The sequence below is a fragment of the Streptomyces pluripotens genome, from assembly GCF_000802245.2.
Classification (GTDB): Bacteria; Actinomycetota; Actinomycetes; order Streptomycetales; family Streptomycetaceae; genus Streptomyces; species Streptomyces pluripotens.
In genome coordinates this window covers 702,736-724,605 of sequence record NZ_CP021080.1, presented here as the reverse complement: position 1 = coordinate 724,605, position 21,870 = coordinate 702,736, and the positions used below count along the sequence as shown (strand labels likewise).

Below are 21,870 nucleotides of genomic sequence, written 5' to 3'. Positions count from 1 at the left end.
GCTACAGCGGTGACAATGGTTTCGTGACTGAAGCCATACCCGTGACCAGGGCCACCGATCATGGCACCGCGAAGCTGATGCCCGACGTCGACCGGGAGCGGGCCTGGCTGCTCACGGTCGATGGGGCGCCGCAGTCGTACGTCGATCTGGATGATCCCGCGCATCTGGAGTTCGAGTACGCGCGGCGTCTCGGGCACGTCCTGGACGTCGTGGCCGAGGCCGGCCGCCCGTTGGACGTGGTGCACCTCGGCGGGGGTGCACTGACGCTGCCCCGGTATGTGGCGGCCACCCGGCCCGGCTCCCGACAGGATGTCGTCGAGGCGGACCGGGGGCTGCTGGAACTCGTCACCGAGTATCTGCCGCTGCCGCCGGAATCGGGCGTCGCGTTGCACGCCGCCGACGCCCGGGCCTGGCTGGAGGCCGCGCCGGACGACCGTGCTGATGTGCTGATCGCCGATGTCTTCGGAGGGTCCAGGGTCCCGGCCCACCTGACCACGCTCGCCTACGCGCGGGAGGCCGAACGCGTCCTGCGGCCCGGCGGGGTCTATCTGGCCAACCTCGCCGACGCGGCACCGTTCGGTTTCCTGCGGTCGCAACTGGCCACTTTCGGGGCGGTGTTCGAGGAGATCGCGCTGATCGCCGAACCGGGCGTGCTGCGCGGGCGACGGTTCGGCAACGCGGTGCTCGTGGCCTCGCACCGCCCTCTGGACATCGCCACGCTGGCTCGCCGTGTTGCGGCGGACGCGTTTCCGGCGAGGATCGAACACGGCCCGGGTGCGAGGGAGTTCACCGGATCGGCGCGGCCCGTCGCGGAAGCCGATGCCGTGCCCTCGCCCGAGCCCCCTGACGGGGCATTCGGCATCGGCTGACTCCGGACGATCGATCGGCGGCCGGAGCAGCGCTGCCCCGAACGGGCACGTCGGGCGTGGGGGCGGTGACCGAGGCCGCGGTGGCCGCAATGATCGCGATCAGCTTGGTACGGCTGCCACCGTCCTGCGGAGGCTGGGGGCGGGTGCGGTGGGAGGTTGTCCCCACGGCGGCCCGGCCTGCGGCCGCTTCCCGAACTGCCCGTGCTGGCCGGCCTGCTGGTGCTGCTGGGATCCGGCCTGCTGGTACGGATTCGGCTGTTGGTGACCCGGTTGCCGGTACGGGTTGTGCTGCGGGCTGCGTGTGTCCCCTGGCGGCTGCTGGTCTGGCCACGTGATCGGTAACCCAAGTGCGGCGCCGGACACCGTCCGGCCGCGAGCTGCCGGTTCGGTGACCGCGGCTCGGTGAGGAGGCGGTGAGAGCGGGGTGGCCAGCCATTCTACTCGCCGGTAACATCCTGCCCATGACAGTTGAAAGCGCCTCGATGGGCGACATGCTGGCCGCCGCGGTTCCGATGGTGCGGACCCTAAACCTGGAGTTCGTCGAGGTCACCCCGGAGCGGGCGGTGCTCCGGTTGCCGGACCAGCCGGAATTCCACAACCACATCGGTGGCCCCCACGCCGGCGCCATGTTCACCCTGGCCGAGTCCGCCAGTGGCGCGATCGTGCTCAAGGCCTTCGGCGACCAGCTCTCCCGTGCGGTGCCGCTCGCGGTGCGGGCCGAGATCGGCTACAAGAAGCTGGCCATGGGAGCGGTGACGGCCACCGCGACCCTGGGCCGCCCGGCGTCCGAGGTCGTCGCCGAGCTCGACGCGGGTGGGCGGCCGGAGTTTCCGGTCGGCATCGCCATCCAGCGTGCGGACGGGGCCGTGACCGGCGAGATGAGCGTGGTGTGGACGCTGCGGCTGAACGAGTGATGCGAGACCGGTGGGGCCGGTTGCCGGGGGACGAGCTGTGCCTACCGAAGCCGCAGCCGGCCAGCTGACCGGCGTCGGGGCGGGAGCGGCGGGCCTGACGCACCCGTTCCACCGGGGCCGCCCGCCCGGCTGCCGTGTGTGACGCACCGAGCCACGGGTGGCGGGGCTTCGGGTCCTTCGCCCGTCCGCGGAGGGTCCTTCGCCGGCACGGTCCTCGGCAACGGCCCGTCGGCCCGACCCCGCGGTGGGGACGGGCCCTTGCCGGTGGGTGGAATCAGAGGTACGGGGCTCAGGACGAGGCGACGCGAGCCTGGAAGTGCACGAGTCCGGCCACACCGAACTGAAGGGCCAGCGGCAAGGTGTGCTCGGCGGTCATCCCGTGCACGTGGTGGAGCAGGACGCGCGGCCCGTGGCCGCCGAAGGTGACGCTGGTACCGGACAGCAACAGGATCCCCGCAGTGGACAGTGATCCGTTCCCGTTCGCCGCCTTGCCTCCGACCAGGACACCTCGCCCGCTGTCCGGCGTGGCCACCATCCCGAGATGCTCGGGAACGCCGTCGTCGTTCCGCACGGTCATGGACAGGGTGCCGTCGCCGGAACGGTCCAGGTGTGCCACCGCGTCGGTGATCGTCAGGTCGGCACCGGAGGTGCGTACGCTGACCTGGCCCGGGGCGGCGGCGGACACCGCGGGCGCGGTAGCGGCGGCGCCGGTGTGCACGTCCTGCGAACAGCCGGCGGTCAGCAGGACGAGTGCCGTGGACACCGAAACCGCCAGGACGGTGTGGGGGCGCGTGCTTGTTCCCTTCATGTTTGCATAATGCCAAGGTCTCTTCCGGCAGCTCGAACCGCCCCCGCTGCCGCCGCCCGCGGCCGCACCGGTCAGGCCGCTCGGTGGCCCTGCCCGACCGCGGTCCCGCCGTCCTCCAGACCGGACACGAACTCCTTGAGCCAGCCGGTGAACTCCGGTCCGAGGTCCGGGCGGGCGCACGCCAGACGGACCACCGTGCGCAGGTAGTCGGCCTTGTCGCCGGTGTCGTAGCGCAGGCCCGTGAAGACGACCCCGTGGACGGTGCCGGCCGCCGCGAGGCCCTGCAGGGCGTCGGTGAGCTGGATCTCGCCGCTGCGGCCCGGCGGCGTGTGCGCCAGGACCTCGAACACCGCCGGGTCGAGGACGTAGCGGCCGATGACGGCGTACCGGCTCGGCGCGGTGCCGGCCGCCGGTTTCTCCACCAGGCCGGTCACGCGTACGACGCCCTCCTCGCCCGTCGGGTGCACGGCTGCACAGCCGTAGAGGTGGATCTGCGCCGGATCGACCTCCATCAATGCGACCACGCTCCCTCGGTAGCGCTCGCGGACCTCCAGCATGCGGCTCAACAGGGTCTCCCGAGGGTCGATCAGATCGTCGCCGAGGAGTACCGCGAAGGGCTGGTTCCCGACGTGGTGACGGGCGCACAGTACGGCGTGTCCGAGACCGAGCGGGTCGCCCTGGCGGATGTGGTGGATGTCGGCGAGCCGTGCCGGATCGCGCACGGCGTCCAGGCGCACGGTGTCGCCCTTGGTGGCCAGTGCCTGCTCCAGCTCGAAGGCGTGATCGAAATGATCCTCGATGGCCCTCTTGTGCCGCCCGGTGACCATCAGGATGTCGTCCAGGCCGGCCGCAGCGGCCTCCTCGACGACGTACTGGATGGCCGGCTTGTCGACGACCGGCAGCATTTCCTTGGGCGTGGCCTTGGTCGCGGGCAGGAACCGGGTGCCGAGACCGGCGGCCGGCACGACCGCTTTGCGAACCGTAGGGGCAGAGGCGGACGCCGCTGTTGAGTCGGGGGCGATCATGCGCCCAGCCTGGAACACGCCGATGAGAGCGCACCCGGAGAAGGATGGGAACCGACTGTGAAAGACGCGCCACTGGGCGTGCGGAAGGGGGCGGTGACAGTCCTCGCAGAACTCGCGGAATCTGCGGTCGTGCCGCAGCGGCTGCGGGCGATTCGGCGCGTGTGACGGTATGCCGTGCCGACTCCAGCGGTCCCGCACACCCTCGCCCGTGCTCAGCCGTGCAGGCGATTGCCCGGTTTTGGGAGATTGCGGAGATTCGGTGCACTGGCCGAATCAGGGCCACCGCTCGCGAAAAGGGTGCGGCGTTGTTGACCCGTGAGTAAGTACCTCGCTAGGTTCCGGTGCCTCGCACCAGAGTGTCCCGCCGCACAACCCCCCACCGTGCTGTCTCGCCGATTGTGCCGGAGCATCATGACCTCCCCTGTGCGCGCCCGCGACCTGATTCTGTGCATTACTCCCTTCGGCGAACCCGATGCGGGTCTTGCCGCCGCCGTCTGCGCCGCAGGCGGGTTCGGCGTCCTCGACCTGGGCACCGGAGACCGAAGAGCCCGCGAAGCGTTGTCCCGGCTCAGACGGGCCGCGCCAAGACCCTTCGGGGTGCGCGTGACCGGACGCTGTGCCCTGAGCCCTGATGAACTCGGCGACGGACCCGACACCGTCGTGCTCGCCGCCCGGGCTCCCCGGAACGCGCAAACGCCCTGGAACCTGCCCGCACTCGCCTCACGGTGGCGGGTGCTGGCGGAGGTGACCGACCTGGGGCAGGCGCGCTCGGCTGCCCGCGCAGGTGCTCACGGACTGATCGCCCGGGGCGCCGAGAGCGGCGGCCGGACCGGCCCGCTGAGCAGCTTCGTTCTGCTGCAACACCTGTTGGCTGATGAGGAGTTGACAGGCGTTCCGATCTGGGCTTGCGGAGGTGTCGGTCCCCGTACGGCGGCTGCCGCCGTGGCCGGTGGAGCAGCCGGCGTGGTCCTCGACAGTCAGCTGGCCCTGCTGGTCGAATCTTCGCTGCCCGAGGCGGTACGCGCGGTCGTGCGTTCCCTGGACGGCTCGGAGACCGTGGTACTGGGCGGGCACCGGGTACTGCTCCGACGCGGACCGGACGCCCCGCGCCCGCCCACCGACGCCCCCGAGGCAGTCGCTCCGCTGCTGGGTGCCCACGACCTGCGCCGCCAATTCCTGCCCGTGGGCCAGGACGGCTTCCTCGCCGCCCGGTTCGCCGAACGATGCGGTGACGTGCGAGGGGTGCTCCGGGAGGTGTCCGCGGCCATGCATGACCTGGTCGGAGTGGGGGAGCTGCCAGAGGCAGACGTTCCCGGACCCGCCGACGCCCTTCGGCCCGGCTCGGCGATGAGCCGGGCCCTCGGCACGCGGTTACCGGTGGCGCAGGGGCCGATGACCCGGGTCAGTGATCAGGCGGGCTTCGCCGCCGCCGTCGCCGAGAACGGCGCGCTGCCGTTCCTGGCACTGGCTCTCGCCGACGCGGAGCGCACCCGGTCGATGCTCGCCGAGGCGCACGCCGTGCTGGGCGGACGGCCCTGGGGCGTGGGCGTGCTCGGGTTCGCGCCCGAGGAAACGAGGAACGCGCAACTCGAAGCCGTACGGGAACTGCGCCCGACGCACGCGGTCATCGCAGGCGGCAGGCCTGCCCAGGCGGAGGCGCTGGAGCAAGCAGGGATCCGCACCTTCCTGCACGTCCCCTCACCGGGGTTGCTGCGGCAGTTCCTGGATGCCGGCGCGCGCAGGTTCGTCTTCGAGGGGTCCGAGTGCGGCGGTCATGTGGGCCCCCGGGCCTCCTTCCCGCTCTGGGAGGCTCAACTGGGCGTCCTGCTGGACTTCCTGGACGACATCGACGCAGCGGCTGGTGCTGGTGACGAGACCGTGGCCCGGCGGCTGGAAGTGTTCTTCGCGGGTGGCGTTCACGACGAGCGGTCGGCGGCGATGGTCGCCGCCCTGGCCGCACCGCTCACCGTCCGGGGCGCCGCCGTCGGTGTGCTGATGGGCACCGCTTACCTGTTCACCGAGGAGGCCGTGGCCCACGGTGCCATCCGGCCCCTCTTCCAGCGGCAGGTGCTCGCCGCGACCCACACCGCCCTGCTGGAGACCGCACCCGGACACGCGACGCGCTGTGTGCCGAGCCCCTTCACCCTCAACTATCGCGAGCGAGAGGCGGCGTTACGGGCGGAGGGGATTCCCGACCGGGAGGTCTGGGAAACCCTGGAACGCCTCAACGTGGGCCGTCTCCGCATGGCGAGCAAGGGGGTGGAACGCACGGAGAGCGGCGAGTTGCGCGCTGTCGACGAGAGACAGCAGCTGGTCGACGGGATGTTCATGGCCGGCGAGGTCGCGGTGCTGCGCTCGGATACCACCACCGTGGCGGCCCTGCACCGCGCGGTGACCGAGGGGGCGGCCAGCCTGCTGACCACATGCGCCCCACGGACGGGCCGCGGTGCCACGGACGAACCGGCGCCACCCACACCGCTCGACATCGCGATCGTCGGTATGGCCTGCATGTTTCCGCAGGCTCCCGACCTCACTACCTTCTGGTCGAACATCGTCTACGGACACGACGCGGTCACCGAGGTCCCGCCCGAGCGCTGGGACCCCGCCGTGCACCACCGCCCGGACGGCACGACGTCGAAGTGGGGCGGCTTCCTGCCCCGCATCCCTTTCGATCCACTGCGCTATGGCATCCCGCCCGCCTCCCTCCGCAGTATCGAGCCCGTGCAACTACTCTCCCTGGAAGTGGCCCGGAGGGCACTGGCACACGCCGGATACGGCGATCAGGGACGGGAGTTCGACCATTCCCGGACCTCCGTCGTCTTCGGTGCCGAAGCCGGCAGCGACCTCTCCACCGCCGTCAACCTGCGCACGGTCCTCCCCTCGTACTTCGGCACGGTCCCGGACCAACTGGAAGAACAGCTGCCACGACTGACCGAGGACTCCTTCCCCGGCATGCTCGCCAACGTCATCTCCGGTCGGATCGCCAACCGCCTGGACCTCGGCGGCACCAACTACACCGTCGATGCGGCCTGCGCCTCCTCCCTCGCCGCGCTGGACGTGGCCTGCAAGGAACTCCTCCGCGGCACCAGCGACGTCGTACTGTGCGGCGGAGCCGACCTGCACAACGGCATCAGCGACTACGTCCTCTTCTCCTCCGTACACGCGCTCTCCCCGACGGGCCGGTCGCGCGCGTTCGACGCCTCCGCCGACGGCATTGCCCTCGGCGAGGGGGTCGCCTGCATGGTCCTCAAACGGCTCGCGGACGCCGAACGCGACGGCGACCGCATCTACGGCGTGGTCAAGGGCCTCGGCTCCGCCAGCGACGGCCGCTCCCGCGGCCTGACCGCCCCCCACCCCGAGGGCCAGCGGGCCGCGTTGGAGCGTGCCTACCGCCACGCCGGAGTGTCTCCCGCCGAGGTCGGCCTAGTCGAGGCGCACGGCACCGGCACCGTGGTCGGAGACCGCACCGAACTCACCGTGCTCGGCGAGGTGTTCACGGAGGCGGGAGCCAGGAACGGTGGCTGTGCACTCGGCTCGGTCAAGTCGCAGATCGGGCACACCAAATGCGCGGCCGGGCTCGCCGGTCTGATCAAGGCGACCCTCGCGCTGTACACCGGGATCAAGCCGCCGACCCTGCACCTGGAACGGCCCAACCCGGCCTGGACGGAGGAGGACAGTCCGTTCGCCTTCCACACCCGCGCCCAACCCTGGGCCGCACCGGCCGCGGAACGCTTCGCGGCAGTCAGCGCGTTCGGCTTCGGCGGCACCAACTTCCACGTGGTACTGGCCGCTCACGGCGACGCCATACCGTCCCACCAGGCGCTGGACGCGTGGCCCGCGGAACTGTTCCTGTTCCGGGGCCGGGACACGACGGCAGCCCGGCGGGACGCCGAACAGGTCCTCCGGGCCGCCGAGACGGACGGCGGCCCCTGGCGCCTGCGCGACCTAGCCCTCGCCGCGGCCCGTCGTGCCGACACCTCGCACGAACCGGTCCGGGCCGCGGTCGTGGCCCGCAACGTCGACGAACTCACCACACAGTTGCGGCGGGCACTCGCCGGGGAGCACGATCCGGCCGCCGGGATCCACCTCGCCGAGCCCGTGGACGGCAAGACGGCCCTACTCTTCCCCGGCCAGGGCAGCCAGCGCACGGGCATGCTCGCCGACCTGCTGATCGCCCTCCCCGGACTGCGCGACCACCTGAGTCTCGCCCCTGCCCAGGCGGGCCTCATCTATCCGCCCGCGGCCTTCGACGACGCCGGTCGCGAACGCCGCCGCGCCGCTCTCACCGACACCCGGGCGGCGCAACCCGCGCTCGGCGTCACGGGGCTCGCCGCCCACACCTTCCTCGCCTCCGCAGGTGTCCACCCCGACATGGCCGCCGGACACAGCTACGGAGAACTGGTCGCCCTCGCCGCGGCCGGTGCCCTCGACCCGGAAACCCTCCTGGAGTTGAGCGTCGATCGGGCAACGGCGATCCTGACGGCAGCGGGCGACGACCCCGGCACCATGGCCGCGGTCGGAGCCCCGGCCGAAGACGTCCGGCGCGCGCTGCGCACGGCCGGAGCGCCCGACACCGTCGTGGTCGCGAACCTCAACTCGCCCGAGCAGACGGTGGTCTCCGGACCGACGGCCGACGTGGAGAGCGCTGTGCGCCTGCTGCGCAGGTGCGGCCTGGGCGCTCAGCGGATCCCCGTGGCCTGCGCCTTCCACAGCCCGCTGGTGGCCAAGGCGGGGGAGCCCTTCGGGAGGGTGCTCGCGACCAAGACGGTCCGTGCGCCTGAGTTCCCCGTGTGGGGCAACCGCACCGCCGCCCCGTACCCGCAGGACGCGGACGCGGTGCGCACCGAACTCGCGGCGCAGATCGGTGCCCCGGTCGCGTTCACCGCACAGATCGAGGCGATGTACGAGGCGGGTGCGCGGATTTTCGTCGAGGCGGGTCCGGGCACGGTCCTCACCCGGTTCGTCGGGCAAATCCTCGGGGACCGCCCGCACCGCACGGTGGCCTGCGAACCCCGTTCCGACAGTGGTCTGCGCGGCTGGCTCGACGCGCTCGCCCGACTCGCGGTCGCTGGGCTGCCCGTGCGTACCGCGTGGCTGTTCCAAGGCCGCGACGCCGTGGACGCGCTGCGCGCCCCGGTGCCCGAGCGGCTCGGTTGGACGGTGGACGGACAGCTCGTCCGCACCGCCGACGGAGCGCTCCTCCCCGGTGCCCTCGCACCGGCCCGACGAGTTCTGGAGACGACCGTGACGACCGACCAGCCGCACGGCGTCCCCGCCGATCGGGACGCCCTGATCTCCGAATTCCTGCGCACCAGCCGGGAAATGGTCGCAGCTCAGCGCGATGTGCTGCTCGCCTACTTCGGCACCCCGACGACGGCGCCGGCCGTGCCCCAGCCGCTCGTGCCGGTGGCACCGCCCGTCCAGGTGCCCGTCGCAGCGACGGAGCCGACGGAGGCCACCAATGACGGCCGCCCGGTGGGCGATGTGGCACAGGTGGTGTTGGAGATCATCAGCGAGCGCACCGGATACCCCGTCGACATGATCGAGCCCGGGCTCGATCTGGAGGCGGACCTGAGCATCGACTCGATCAAACGGGCGGAGATAGCCGGCGAACTGGCCAAGCGGCTGGGCATCGCAGGTGGGGCGGAGTCCCTGGACGACACGGAGCTGGAGGAACTGGCCACGGCGCGCACGGCCGCGGCGGTGACGGACTGGCTCACCGCACGGGCGGGCGCCAACGCCGCCGGCAGCCGGGGAGAACAGGTCGGGGCACAGCCGGAAGCGTCGAAGTCCCCAGCCTCCGGTGCCCCGGCCGCCCTTGCCGTCGACGCCCCTGTCGGGGTGGCTCCGCAGCGCTTCGAGCTTCGGCCCGTCCCCCTCCCGGAGCCGTCCCCAGACCCCATCGAAGAGCCCTCCCCGACCTTGTCCGGCCTGCGGTTCGTCGTTCTCGACGGCGGCGCGGGCGAGGGCGGCGGCACCGGCGGGGACAGCGGGGCGCCGGGCGACTCCCGCCATGCGAGCAGCGGCGGCGCTCGCACTGTCGGTGACGGTACGGGTGCGGCGGCCGTGGTCGCCGCACGGCTCGCCGACCACGGTGCCGACGCCGTGCTTCTGGACCCGAGTCAGGGCCTCGGCACGCCCGGCGGTGTGGCCGGCAGCGTGGCCGGCGGTGCGTTCGACGGAGTGGTGTACCTGGGCGCGCTACCGGGTCCGGACCGCCCGGTGCTGCCGGACGCCTTCCCGATGCTCAAGACGGTACTGGCGTGCGGACCGAGTCGATTGCTGGCCGTGCGGGCCGCTGACCGGGCCGGGGCGCTGCGGTCGGCGGGGCTGGACGGCCTGTTCCGCACCGTGGTCCGCGAGTACCCGGACCTGCTCGCCCGGGTCGTGGCCGTGCCCGATACCTCCGCGGCGACCGTCGCCGACGCCGTGCTCGCCGAACTGCTCGCCCCGGAGCCGGCAGCCGTCGTCCTGCGTACGGCGGACGGACGCCGAGAGGCACCCGGGTTGGTGCCCGCGCCGCTCGGTCCGCTCGGCAGTACCGGCGCCGGTCCCGCCGGGGAGGGCGCCGCCGAGGCCGCCGCGCTCGGCCTCGACCGGGATTCGGTGATTCTGCTGGTCGGTGGCGCCCGGGGCATCACCGCGAAGTTCGCGGCCACACTGGCCAGCGCCTGCCGGTGCCGCATCGAGCTGCTCGGCCGCACCGCTGCGCCCACCGGCCCCGAGGCCCCGGATACCGCCGCCGCCCGCACTCCGGCGGAACTGAGGGCGGCGCTCGCCGCCCGGCCGGGAGCGTCGCAGCCCGCCGGGATCAACCGGACCGCCGAATTGATCCTCGCCCAGCGGGAGATCACCGCGACCCTCGCCGAACTCGGCTCGCTCGGCAGCGCGGCACACTACCGCCCGGTGGACTTCCGGGACCAGGACGCGGTGCTGCGGACGGTCAAGGAGATCCACGCCGAGCACGGCCGCCTCGACGCCGTGGTCTTTGCTGCGGGGGTGATCGAGGACCGGGTGATCGCAGACAAGACGCCTGAATCCTTCCAGCGGGTCTACGGCACGAAGACGGCCGGGGCCTCCGCACTGTTCGCCGCCCTGGGCGACCTGCCCGGCGCGCCCGCTTTCACCGTGCTGTTCGGCAGCATCGCCGCCGTTCTCGGCAACCGGGGCCAGGCCGATTACGCTGCCGCGAACGACGCGCTGGAGGCGCTGGGCACGGACTGGGCCGTCCGCACCGGCAATCGGGTGCTGACCGTCCACTGGGGGCCCTGGGCGCCGTCCGGTGCCCACACCGGCATGGTCGGAGCGGAACTCGGACGTGAGTACGTCCGCCGAGGGGTGCGGTTGATCGATCCGGAGGAGGGCACCGCGGCCCTGCTCCGGGAACTGGCCTGGGGTGACCCGTCGGCCCGTGCCGTCGTCTACACCGCATCGGAATGGTGAGATGACGGAACGTCATATTTCAGTCGCGATCGTCGGAATGGCGGTGCTGCTGCCCGGCGCCCCCGGCCTCGACGCCTACTGGCGCAATCTGCGCAACGGCGTCGATGCGGTTTCCGAGGTTCCCGCGGACCGCTGGGACCCCGGCTACTACGATCCCGGATCGGCCGTCGGCCCTGCCGCCCCCGACCGGGTGTACTGCCGGCGCGGCGGGTTCGTGGACGGCCTGGCCGAGATCGAGGCCACCCGCTACGGCATCATGCCCGCCGCCGTGCCAGGCACCGAGCCCGACCAGCTGATCGCGTTGGACGTGGCCGCCGCTGCGCTCGCCGACGCGGGCGGCGAGGAGCGGCTGCCGGAACGCAACCGGGTCGGTGTGGCCCTGGGACGAGGTGGCTACCTGACACCCGGCCTGGTCCGGCTCGACCAGCGCGTGCGGACGGCCGGGCAACTGGTACGCACACTCGGTCAACTGCTGCCAGAGTTGTCTGCCGCCCAACTGGACCGTGTGCGGCTGGCGTTCGCCGAACGGCTCGGCCCGGTGAGCCCGGACGCCGCCATCGGGCTGGTGCCCAATCTCGCCGCGTCCCGCATCGCCAACCGGCTCGACCTGCGCGGCCCCGCCTACACCCTGGACGCGGCCTGCGCCTCCTCACTGATCGCTGTCGACCAGGCGGTCACCGAACTCGCGATCGGGCGCTGCGACGTGATGCTGGCCGGCGGCGTGCACCACTGTCACGACATCACCCTGTGGAGCGTCTTCTCGCAACTGCGCGCCCTGTCACCGAGCCAGCGCATCCGACCGTTCCACCGTGACGCCGACGGTCTCCTCATCGGAGAGGGCACTGGCGTCGTGGTACTGAAACGGCTCGCGGACGCCGAACGCGACGGCGATCGCGTGTACGCGGTGATCCGCGGTACGGGCGTGGCCGGCGACGGCCGCACCGCGGGACTGGCCGCTCCCGACCCGGGCGGTCAGGCGCGGGCTGTGCGCCAGGCCTGGCGGGCAGCTGGGCTCGACCCCACCGCGCCGGACTCGATCGGCCTGCTGGAGGCCCACGGAACGGCCACCCCCGCCGGCGACGCTGCCGAACTCGCCACGCTCACTGAGGTGTTCGGGCCGGGCAAGGGATACGGCAATGAAGACCGTCCGGTGCTCGGTTCGGTGAAGTCGATGATTGGCCACACCATGCCGGCCGCCGGGGTGGCGGGCCTGGTCAAGGCGGCCCTCGCCCTGTACCACCGCACCCTCCTGCCCACCCTCCACTGCGACGTCCCCCACCCCGCGCTCGCCGGTACCCGCTTCCGCACCCTGGAACGGGCCCGGCCATGGGAGACCCACGAGGGCCGCCCGGTCCGCCGGGCCGCCGTGAACGCCTTCGGGTTCGGGGGGATCAACGCCCACGTGGTACTGGAGGAGTCGTCGCACGCCCGCCCCGTTCTTGCTCGGGCACCAGTTCCCGCGCGCGCTTCCGTGTCCGCTCCCGCTCCCGTTCTGGAGAGCGTCACCGAGCCCGAGCACATCGTCCTGTTCGCAGTCGATCGTCCGGACGAACTCGCCGCTCTCCTCGACGCCGACGACGCCACCATCCTCGCCGCCGGTCTCGACCCCACCCGGGCCCACCCCGATGCCGGTCCCGTCCGGCTCGGTGTCGTGGCCCCGACCGGCAAGCGGCTCGCCCTGGCCCGTCGCGCAGTCACCAAGGGCCGGGCCTGGTCGGGCCGCAACGACGTCTGGTTCCGGCCGGATCCACTGCTCGGCCGTGCAGACGGCAGGCTGGTCTTCGTCTTCCCGGGGCTGGAGGGCGAGTTCACGCCCCGCACCGACGACATCGCCGACCACTTCGGCCTACCCCGGGCATCCGGTGTCGACGGGGACGTCCAGGTCGATGACGTCGCGCGACACGGGTTCGGCGTCGTCGGCGTGGGTCGGTTGCTGGACCGGGCGCTGCGTCGCATGGGCGTCGAACCGGACGCGGTCGCCGGGCACAGTGTCGGTGAGTGGACGGCGATGGCCGCAGCCGGGCTCTACTCGGCCGCGCAAGTGGACCTGTTCATGGCCGGGTTCGACCCTGACTCGGTGACCGTTCCGGGTCTGGTCTTCGCCGCCGTAGGTACCTCCGCCGCCCACGTTCGTGCCGCGCTCGCCGGCGCCTGGGCGGACTCCGGCATCGTGCTCTCGCACGACAACGCGCCCCGCCAGGCCATGGTCTGCGGACCGGATGCGGCGGTGCGGGAGTTCGTGCGGTCCTTCCAGTCCCAGGGTGTGCTCTGCCAGGTGCTGCCCTTCCGGTCCGGCTTCCACACGCCGATGCTCGAACCGTACCTCGCCCCCATCAAGGCCGCCGCCGACCGCTTCCGGCTGCACCGGCCGACCGTGCCGGTGTGGTCGGGTACGACCGCGGCGCCCTTCCCGCAAGCCGAGGCGTCGGTGCGTGAACTGTTCGTACGTCATCTGCTGGAGCCCGTCCGCTTCCGTGAACTCACCGAGGCCCTGTACGCCGACGGGCACCGGGTCTTCGTCCAGATGGGTCCGGGCCGGCTCACCTCCCTGATCGGCGACTGCCTTGACGGCCGCGATCACCTGGCCGTCGCCGGCAACTCGCCCCACCGCGACGGCATGGCCCAACTCCGCCGCGCAGCAACGGCTTTGTGGACGGCAGGAGCGGCGGTGGCACCGGCGGTGCCGCGGAGTGCCGCAGCAGTGGGGGCAGCCGGGGCAGCGCTCCGCCGACGGCCCGTCCGCCTCGTCCTCGGCGGCTCGCTGGTGTCGCTGGACGGACCAGTCCTCGACGCCCTGCGCGCGGAGCTGGGGTCCGGAACGCGTCTCCGGGGTGAACCGAGCCGTCTGACGGACCTCGCTGTGCACGTCCCGGCCGCCGCCGAGCTTTCGGCCCTGCTGCGGGAGACCGCGGATGCCGCGGCGGAGTTGATCACTGCGGGCCGCCGCCGCGCGCCCACCGCCGACCCGCCCGGGTCCACCGGGATTGCCCCGGTCACCGACATCGTGCACGTGTCCCCGCGCACCATGCCGCACCTCCTGGACCACTGCTTCTTCCCACAGCGTCCCGGATGGCCGGATCTGGAGGACCGGTGGCCGGTGGTGCCGGCCACCACGATCGTGCAGCACATGATGGACGCGGCGGAGCAGGCGGCCCCCGGACTGCGGGCGGTCGCCGTGCACGAGGCCCGCTTCGACCGCTGGCTCACCGCCGCCCCTGCCGTGGACGTGCCGGTCACCGTCACCGCTGCCCCGGACTCCCCGCACCGCATCCCCGTCGCGTCCGTCACCTCCGCCGCCCTGCCCGCCCAACGCCTCGCCGTCACCTTCGGCCCCACCGCCCGCGCCGTCGTCGAACTCGCCCCGCACCACCCGGAACCACCCGACCCCAGTTCTCCCCCGGACACCCCCGAACGCCACCCGGACCACACCGCGGCCCAGCTCTACCGTGACCGCTGGATGTTCCACGGCCCGGGATTCCAGGGACTCACCCGGCTCACGGCGATCGGTGAGCGGCACATCCGCGGAGTGATCACCACGCCCGCCGCGCCCGGCGCCCTCCTGGACAACGTGGGTCAACTCCTCGGCTACTGGATCATGGCGACCCACACCGAACGCACCGTCGTCTTCCCCGTGCAGATGCGGCACATGCGGTTCCACGGCCCGCATCCGGCCCCCGGCACCGAGGTCCGCTGTCTGGTCCGGGTCACCTCCCTCACGGACGCCGTTCTGGAGGCGGACGCGGAGCTGACCGTCGGCGGCCGGGTGTGGGCCGTGATCGGCGGCTGGCAGGACCGCCGTTTCGACAACGACCCGACGACCCGGCCCGTCGAACGGTTTCCCGCACGCCACACCCTCTCCGCGGCCCGCCCCGGCGGCTGGGTGCTGGTGCACGAGCGGTGGCCCGACCTGGCCTCGCGCGAACTGATCATGCGCAACTCGCTCGGTGGCGCCGAACGTGGCCAATACGCCGAACGCCCGCCGCGCGGGCGCCGGCAGTGGCTACTCGGCCGGATCGCGGTCAAGGACGCAGTGCGGCAGTGGCTCTGGCAGCACGGTGAAGGACCCGTCTACCCGGCCGAGATCCGGGTCCGCAACGACCGGCTGGGCCGCCCGTACGTCACCGGAGTACACGGCCGCGCCCTGCCCGACCTTGATGTCTCCCTCGCCCACCGGGCCGAGGCGGGCGTAGCCATCGTACGGTCGCACACCCCGCAGCCCGGGCCCGGCATCGACATCGAGGAAGTGGCCGCACACGACCCGACGACCCAGGCCTCGGTCCTCGGAACGCAGGAACTACGGCTCCTGTACACCCGGTTGGCGCACGACTCCGACGCACAAGCACGGTGGTTCACCCGGTTCTGGGCCGCCAAGGAGGCGGTGGCCAAAGCCGAGGGCGTCGGATTCAGCGGGCGCCCCCGGGACTTCGCCGTGCTGGAGGCCGCCCCGGACGGCAGCCGGCTGGTGGTCTCCGGCCGCCTGGAACGCGCCTACCAGGTGCACTGCGCGTCGGTGGTCAACCCTCCCACCCTGCCGGAGCGAGACTACGTGGTCGCCTGGACGACCGGGCCCGGAGCAGACGACGCACCACACGACGAAGCAGCCGAGGAGTACCCCTGATGAACCCCACCCAGCCGGCCCCGGCCCAGCCCACCGCCCACACCGTGCTCGCCGAGGTCACCGGCATGCTCCGCACGGTGCTGGCGGAGTACGGCGATGACGACGTGGTGATCGGCATGTCCACCTCCTTCAACCGCGACCTGGAACTGGAGAGCATCGACCTGGTCACCTTGGCCGGCCTGCTGGAGGAGCGGTACGGAAAGCAGGTCAACCTCGCCGAGTTCCTGGCGGGCATGGAGTTCGACGAGATCATCGAGTTGACCGTCGCCCGGCTCGTGGAGTACGTGGTGTGGAGCCTGAAGACGGCACAGGCGGGCTGAGCCGTGGCCATGGTCGACGCCGGCGGCATCCGGCTGCACGTCCAGCGCCTGGCCCCCGCCGACGGAGGCGCCCCGCACGAGACGGTCGTCCTGGTACACGGGTTACTCACCGACAGTCTGGCCAGCTACTACTTCACCGTCGCCCCGGCCCTCGCGGCGGCTGGACTCGATGTGATCATGTACGACCTGCGCGGGCACGGCCGCAGCGAGCGCCCGCCGGAGGGCTACTCCCTGGACCACAACATCGACGATCTGGAGGTACTCCTCGACCGGCTGGCCGTCGCCGGCCCCGTCCACCTCGTCGGCAACTCCTACGGCGGAACCGTCGCCTTTGGCTATGCGGCCCGTCACCCCGAACGCACGGCCGGCCTGACACTGATCGAGTCCGAGCCCGCGACCCCGGCCTGGGCGGCCAAACTGGGCCGGATCCTGCACCGGGTGACGGCCGAACTCACCCACCACGAACCCGAGGTCATCGATTGGATCACCACCCACCGCGGCCGCAACACGGCCCGCCTCGCCAAGGGCGCGGCACGACTCGCCCGCGAGACGACCCTCGACCGGGACATCCCTGCGAGCCGGGTGCTGGCCGAGGACGAGATCAGGGCCGTACGCTGCCCGGTCCTCGGCGTGTACGGCGGGGACTCCGACCTGGTGGACCTGGTACCGCTGCAGCACAGACTGCTGCCCGGATTCCGGGCCGTGGTGCTGCCCGGGCACGAGCACTCGGTTCTGGTGGAGGCGCCCCGCACCGTCGGTGAGCACATCCTGGACCTGATCCGTCCGGGGGCGATCGCCCGATGAGTGCCTTCCTCGTCGTCGTCCCGCCACTGACCGGCCACATCAACCCCGTCGTCGGCGTCGCCGCCCGGCTGACGGCGCGCGGGCACCGGGTGGCATGGGCGTGCGCCGACCCGGCGTTGGTGCGGCGACTCGCCGGGGCAGAGGCCCAGGTGTTCGGGTGCGCGGGTCCGGTGCCGGGGACCGGGGGCGCCGTACGACCGCCGGGCCTGCGCGGCGCGGAGGCACTGAAGTTCCTGTGGGAGTGGTACCTGCTGCCGCTGGCCGAGGCGATGGCCCCCGGTGTCCGTGCGGCCGTCGGGACGTTCCGCCCCGACGTGGTGGTCGCCGACCAGCAGGCCTTCGCGGGAGCCCTGGTGGCCGAACGCCTCCGGCTGCCCTGGGCCACCTCAGCCACCACCTCGGCGGAGTTCACCGGTGCATACGACGGCCTCCCCAAGGTCGCCGACTGGCTGTGGCAGCACCTGGGGGTGCTGCGCGCCCGGCTCGGCGACCCGAACGCCACTGCCGACCCACGCTTCTCACCCCATCTCCTGCTGGTGTTCAGCACTCCGGAACTCATCGGCCCGCAGGCACCGTCGGCCCCGCACATCCGGTACGTCGGCCCCTCGCTCACCGGCCGCCCGGACCAGCCCGGCTTCCCCTGGGCGTGGCTCGACCACGGCCGGGCCAAGGTCCTGGTGACCCTGGGCACGGCCAACGTCGACGCGGGGGACCGCTTTCTCGCGGAGAGCCTGACCGCGTTGCGGGAGCGCACCGACCGACTTCAGGCGGTGGTCACCGACCCGGGTGGTGCGCTTCCCCTCACGACGGGTGACCAGGACATCCTGGTCCTGCCCACCGTGCCCCAACTCCCGCTCCTGGAACGGATGGACGCCGTCGTCTGCCATGCGGGACACAACACCGTGTGCGAGGCCTTGTGGCACGGTGTTCCGCTGGTCGTCGCGCCCATTCGGGACGACCAGCCGGTTGTGGCCGGCCAGGTCGTGGACTCCGGGGCGGGGGTGCGGGTCAGGTTCGGGCGGGTCACCGCCGTCCGGCTGGGCGAGGCGCTCGACACCGTCCTGTTCGGCTCCGCCCACCGGGCCGCCGCCACCCGGGTCCGCACCGCGTTCCGTGCGGCGGGCGGCACCGGGGCAGCGGCGGCACACCTCGAACGACTCGCGGCGGAGAACCGGTGACCGCGCGCAGTGACGGGACCGACCGCGGAGCGCAGGCCGACCGGATCGCCGCCCTGCGTCCGGCGTACCGGTCCGAACTGGCCACCGGTACGGACCGTTTCTTCGCGTCCCGGCGCACCGTCTGCCCCTGGTGTTCCTCCGCCCGCCTGACCATCCGTCTGCGCACCACCGATCTGCTCCAGCACAAACCCGGCCGCTTCGTCCTCGACCGCTGCGCCGACTGCGGACACGTCTTCCAGAATCCGCAACTCACCACAGAAGGACTGGAGTTCTACTACCGGGACTTCTACGACGGCCTGGGTGAACGGCGAATGAGCGGCGCCTTCGGCGGACGCACGGCGATGTACCGGGCGCGTGCTGAGACGATGCTGCCGTACGCCCCCGCCCCAAGGACCTGGCTGGACGTCGGCACCGGTCACGGCCACTTCTGCGGCACCGCCCGCGCCGTTCTGCCCGGCACGGTCTTCGACGGTCTCGACTTCACCGACGGCGTCGAACTCGCCGCCCGGGAAGGACGCGTGGACCACGCCTATCGAGGTGCCTTCCCCGACCTCGCCCCCGAACTCACCGCCCGATATGACGTAGTGAGCATGTTCCACTACCTGGAGCACAGCACCGATCCCGACCGTGAACTGCGCGCAGCCCACGCGACCGTACGCCCCGGCGGCCACCTCCTCATCGAGGTTCCGGACCCGGAAAGCCGGTACGCCCGCCTCCTCGGCCGTTGGTGGCTGCCCTGGCTTCAGCCGCAGCACCTGCACTTCATGCCCGTGGCCAATCTGCGCCGCAGGCTCACCGAACTCGGGTTCACGGTGATCGCCGAGCAGCACGCCGCACCGCACGACCCGGTCGACCTGCTCGCCGCCGTCTGGCTGTTCCTCGACCACACCGCCCCACGGGAGGACGCCCCCTGGCTCGCCGAGCCGCCGGGCGCCTTCCGGCGCGTGCTGCGCACCGTGCTCCTCCTTGCGGGAATCCCAGCCCTCGTCACGGCGACCCTGCTCGACCGGATCGCCGTCAGGCCGCTGTCCCACCGCCTCCGCCTGTCCAACGCCTACCGCCTGGTGGCCCGCCGTGACTGACCGACAGGCGAGGGGGCGGACCGCCAGGGGCGCCGGAAGGGAGCGCCGGCACCCGTCCGGGAGGACCGGTCCTCACAGCACCTCGGCACGCATCAGCGCCGACAGCACGAGGGCGCCCGGCAGCAACGGCAGCCAGTCGGTCAGCACCCGGTATCCGATCACCGTCGCCGTGGCCACCGCGGGCGCGGCCCCGAACGTGACGAAGGTCCACACCAGTGCCGCGTCGACCGCGAGTCCGCCCGGTGCCGGTAGCGCCCCGCCGGCCGTACCCGCCGCCAGATGAGCGAGCACCACCTGTTCCCAGGGCAGCCCCAGTCCGAGCGAGGCCCCGACACAGGCGAGGGTGCCCGCCTGCACCAACGGCATCGAGACGGCCCCGCCCCACAGGGCGATCACCCGGCCGGGCCGCGAGTGCACCAGGCGTACGTCGGCCAGGGCGGACCGCACCAGCCCGGTCACCGGCCGCCGCACCGGCCGCACGAACACCATCACCGCCCCCACGACCGCGACGACCGCACCGGTCCCGGCAGCCATCGGCACCAGCAGCCGCTCGTCCGGAACCAGAGCGCCGAGGCGCCGCCAGGCCGGCGATGCAGCCAAGAACGCCAGCAGCACCAGCGCCTTCGCGCCGGACCGCACCAGTGAGTACAGCCCGATGGACGCGCTGGCCCGGTTCAGCGGCACCCCCTGCCCCCGGAGGAAGCGCAGCGTCACGGCATGGGCACCCAGCCCGCCGGGCAGCGCGTGGTTGGCAGCACCGGCGGCGAACTGCGAGGCCAGCAGCAGCCCGGGCGGCAGCCGGTCCGGCAGCGCGCCCTGCCGGACGCACGAGGCCGCGACCCAGCTGAGACAGGTGAGACCCGCACCGGCCAGGAGCCACCCGGGGTCGGCCGCGACCAGCCGCCGGATCCCCTCGACCAGCACGGGTCGGTTGGTCACCGCCCAGCACCCGGCGAGCAGCACGGGAACCACGCACAGCGCCAGGCGGACCGACCGGGCGGACACCAGGGACGCAGGGCGGGCCGGGGGGCCGGCAGCGGGACCGGGGAGAGCCCTGCGGACCGCGGAAGGCTCGGGGCCGGGGTCCCCGACGGACCGGAACCTGGAAGGCGCGGGTGTGGGCGTGGTGGAGGGGGAGGTGGAGGTGGAGGGGTGTGGAGCTGATGAGCGGGACGGGGACAGGTGGGAGGACGGGGACAGCGAGTACACGGGTACGTCGTCCTTCCGCAGCGGACCCCGGGACGGGGCCCTGGGGAGGCGGGCCGGGCGAAACCGCGGGAAGCCTTCCCCACCCTCGTGACACCGGGGTGTCGGAAAGCCTAAGGCGCGAGGTCGGGATGGTGCTGTCGCCCGGGTGCGGGCGAGCCGCTGCTCACCACCGACCAGGTAGCCTTCCCACTGGGGGCACGTCGCATGCGAGGCCCTGAAGGAAAGAAGAGCGACAGGGGAGGACCCGGCGGTGCACGTCCAGGAATGGCTCGACTCGGTGCCCGCGGTGGCCGTCTACGCCGTGGTGGGTCTGGTGATCGGCCTGGAGAGCCTGGGCATCCCGCTCCCCGGCGAGATCATCCTGGTCTCGGCGGCGCTGATGTCCTCCCACCACACGGGCATCAACCCGGTCGTCCTGGGCGCGTGTGCCACCGCCGGCGCGGTGATCGGTGACTCCATCGGCTACGCGATCGGCCGCAAGGGCGGGCGCCCGCTGCTGGCCTGGCTCGGCCGGAAATTCCCCAAGCACTTCAGCGAGGGCCATGTGGCCACCGCCGAGCGGTCCTTCGAGAAGTGGGGCATGTGGGCCGTCTTCTTCGGCCGCTTCGTCGCCCTCCTGCGCATCTTCGCCGGACCGCTCGCAGGCGTACTGCACATGCCGTACTGGAAGTTCCTGATCGCCAACGTGCTCGGGGGCATCTGCTGGGCGGGCGGTACGACGGCGGTCGTCTACTACGTCGGCATCGTCGCCGAGGACTGGCTGAAGCGCTTCTCGTACCTCGGCCTGGTGGTGGCGTTGCTGATCGGCCTGACATCGGTGCTCATCCTGAAGCGCAAGACTAGGAAGGCCCAGACCGGACAGAGAGAGGCGGAGCCTGCCGGGACCGGCGACTGAGGCGGCCGGGCTGTGCCGTTCCGGCGGAGCCGTGACGGCACGCGGCCCCTCGCCGCCGGCGAGCCCGTCCGCAGCTGACTGGCTCCCCCCGAGGTCCTACCGGTGAACGTCCTTGTGCGCCTCGCCCAGCTCCGCGTACAACGTGCCGTTGAGGGTGACGCCTTGACGTTCCTCCTCGGTCAGCTCCCGCTTCACCTTCGCCGGCACCCCGGCCACCAGCGACCCGGGCGGGACGACCATCCCCTGCGGCACCAGTGCCTGTGCCGCAACCAGCGAACCAGCCCCGATCACGGCCCCGTTCAGCACCGTTGCGCCCATTCCGATCAGACAGTCGTCCTCCACGGTCGCCCCGTGCACGACGGCGTTGTGGCCGATGGACACCCGCTCCCCGACACTGACCGGGAACCCCGGGTCAGCGTGCAGAGTGACGTTGTCCTGGACATTCGCACTGGCCCCCACGGTGATCCGTTCGACGTCACCGCGCACGACCGCTCCGTACCAGACACTCGCCCCCGCCCGCAAGGTCACATCACCGATCACCGAGGCCGTGGGCGCGACGAACGCCTCGGGGTCCACTTGGGGCTCTTTGCCGCCCATGCCCATGATCAGTGCCTGCACCATCATCACCGTTCTCCCGGCGTCCGTCCTACCCCCGCACCGTACGCCACCGTGTGGGGTGAAGATCACAGCGGAGGGGTCTGCGGG

Annotated in this window: 14 protein-coding genes; 10 read left to right on the top strand and 4 right to left on the bottom strand. The window is 72.3% G+C overall.

Annotated elements, in window-relative coordinates:
- Positions 1-23 precede the first annotated feature (23 nt).
- The 3 genes from LK06_RS03075 (at position 24) to LK06_RS03065 (ending at position 1,783) form a co-directional block, all read left to right on the top strand.
- Positions 24-869: a spermidine synthase gene (locus LK06_RS03075; protein ID WP_039654123.1), complete on the top strand. Its 846-nt coding sequence runs from the start codon at positions 24-26 to the stop codon at positions 867-869.
- Between the two features lie 156 nt (positions 870-1,025).
- Positions 1,026-1,211: a hypothetical protein gene (locus LK06_RS03070; RefSeq protein ID WP_039654122.1), complete on the top strand. Its 186-nt coding sequence runs from the start codon at positions 1,026-1,028 to the stop codon at positions 1,209-1,211.
- 119 nt (positions 1,212-1,330) lie between these two features.
- On the top strand, positions 1,331-1,783 hold the full coding sequence (locus LK06_RS03065) for a DUF4442 domain-containing protein (protein ID WP_039654121.1): 453 nt from the start codon (positions 1,331-1,333) through the stop codon (positions 1,781-1,783).
- Between the two features lie 289 nt (positions 1,784-2,072).
- Here LK06_RS03065 and LK06_RS03060 read toward each other — a convergent pair whose 3' ends face one another.
- Together LK06_RS03060 and galU are read right to left on the bottom strand one after the other, a co-directional pair.
- Positions 2,073-2,591 carry a hypothetical protein gene (locus LK06_RS03060; protein ID WP_043407621.1) on the bottom strand — a complete coding sequence of 173 codons (519 nt, stop codon included), beginning with the start codon at positions 2,589-2,591 and terminating at the stop codon, positions 2,073-2,075.
- Positions 2,592-2,662: 71 nt separating this feature from the next.
- A complete protein-coding gene (galU, locus tag LK06_RS03055) occupies positions 2,663-3,616 on the bottom strand; it encodes a UTP--glucose-1-phosphate uridylyltransferase GalU (protein ID WP_039654119.1) in 954 nt (317 codons plus the stop codon).
- A gap of 411 nt (positions 3,617-4,027) precedes the next feature.
- Here galU and LK06_RS03050 point away from each other — a divergent pair, with 411 nt between their 5' ends.
- The 6 genes from LK06_RS03050 to LK06_RS03025 are packed head-to-tail and all read left to right on the top strand — an operon-like array spanning position 4,028 to position 19,061.
- Positions 4,028-11,059 (top strand): type I polyketide synthase, encoded by a 7,032-nt coding sequence (locus LK06_RS03050; RefSeq protein WP_043407624.1) that lies wholly within the window; start codon positions 4,028-4,030, stop codon positions 11,057-11,059.
- A gap of 1 nt (position 11,060) precedes the next feature.
- On the top strand, positions 11,061-15,677 hold the full coding sequence (locus LK06_RS03045; RefSeq protein WP_071659171.1) for a type I polyketide synthase: 4,617 nt from the start codon (positions 11,061-11,063) through the stop codon (positions 15,675-15,677).
- Positions 15,677-15,997 (top strand): acyl carrier protein, encoded by a 321-nt coding sequence (locus LK06_RS03040; RefSeq protein ID WP_039654115.1) that lies wholly within the window; start codon positions 15,677-15,679, stop codon positions 15,995-15,997. Before LK06_RS03045 ends, LK06_RS03040 begins: the two co-directional genes overlap by 1 nt.
- 9 nt (positions 15,998-16,006) lie before the next feature.
- Complete coding sequence (locus LK06_RS03035) at positions 16,007-16,801, top strand: alpha/beta fold hydrolase (protein WP_078858986.1); 795 nt, start codon at positions 16,007-16,009, stop codon at positions 16,799-16,801.
- On the top strand, positions 16,798-17,979 hold the full coding sequence (locus tag LK06_RS03030; protein ID WP_039654113.1) for a glycosyltransferase: 1,182 nt from the start codon (positions 16,798-16,800) through the stop codon (positions 17,977-17,979). The genes LK06_RS03035 and LK06_RS03030 overlap by 4 nt, the downstream gene beginning before the upstream one ends.
- Complete coding sequence (locus tag LK06_RS03025) at positions 17,976-19,061, top strand: class I SAM-dependent methyltransferase (protein WP_174673799.1); 1,086 nt, start codon at positions 17,976-17,978, stop codon at positions 19,059-19,061. Before LK06_RS03030 ends, LK06_RS03025 begins: the two co-directional genes overlap by 4 nt.
- A 72-nt stretch (positions 19,062-19,133) precedes the next feature.
- On the opposite strand, the gene LK06_RS03020 is transcribed toward LK06_RS03025, so the two are convergent.
- On the bottom strand, positions 19,134-20,000 hold the full coding sequence (locus LK06_RS03020; RefSeq protein ID WP_308355499.1) for a lysylphosphatidylglycerol synthase transmembrane domain-containing protein: 867 nt from the start codon (positions 19,998-20,000) through the stop codon (positions 19,134-19,136).
- A 520-nt stretch (positions 20,001-20,520) separates the two neighbouring features.
- Here LK06_RS03020 and LK06_RS03015 point away from each other — a divergent pair.
- Positions 20,521-21,165: a DedA family protein gene (locus LK06_RS03015; protein ID WP_039654110.1), complete on the top strand. Its 645-nt coding sequence runs from the start codon at positions 20,521-20,523 to the stop codon at positions 21,163-21,165.
- Positions 21,166-21,261: 96 nt separating this feature from the next.
- Here the strand turns inward: LK06_RS03015 and LK06_RS03010 are convergent, their stop codons facing one another.
- Positions 21,262-21,789 carry a gamma carbonic anhydrase family protein gene (locus LK06_RS03010; protein WP_043434549.1) on the bottom strand — a complete coding sequence of 176 codons (528 nt, stop codon included), beginning with the start codon at positions 21,787-21,789 and terminating at the stop codon, positions 21,262-21,264.
- Positions 21,790-21,870 lie beyond the last annotated feature (81 nt).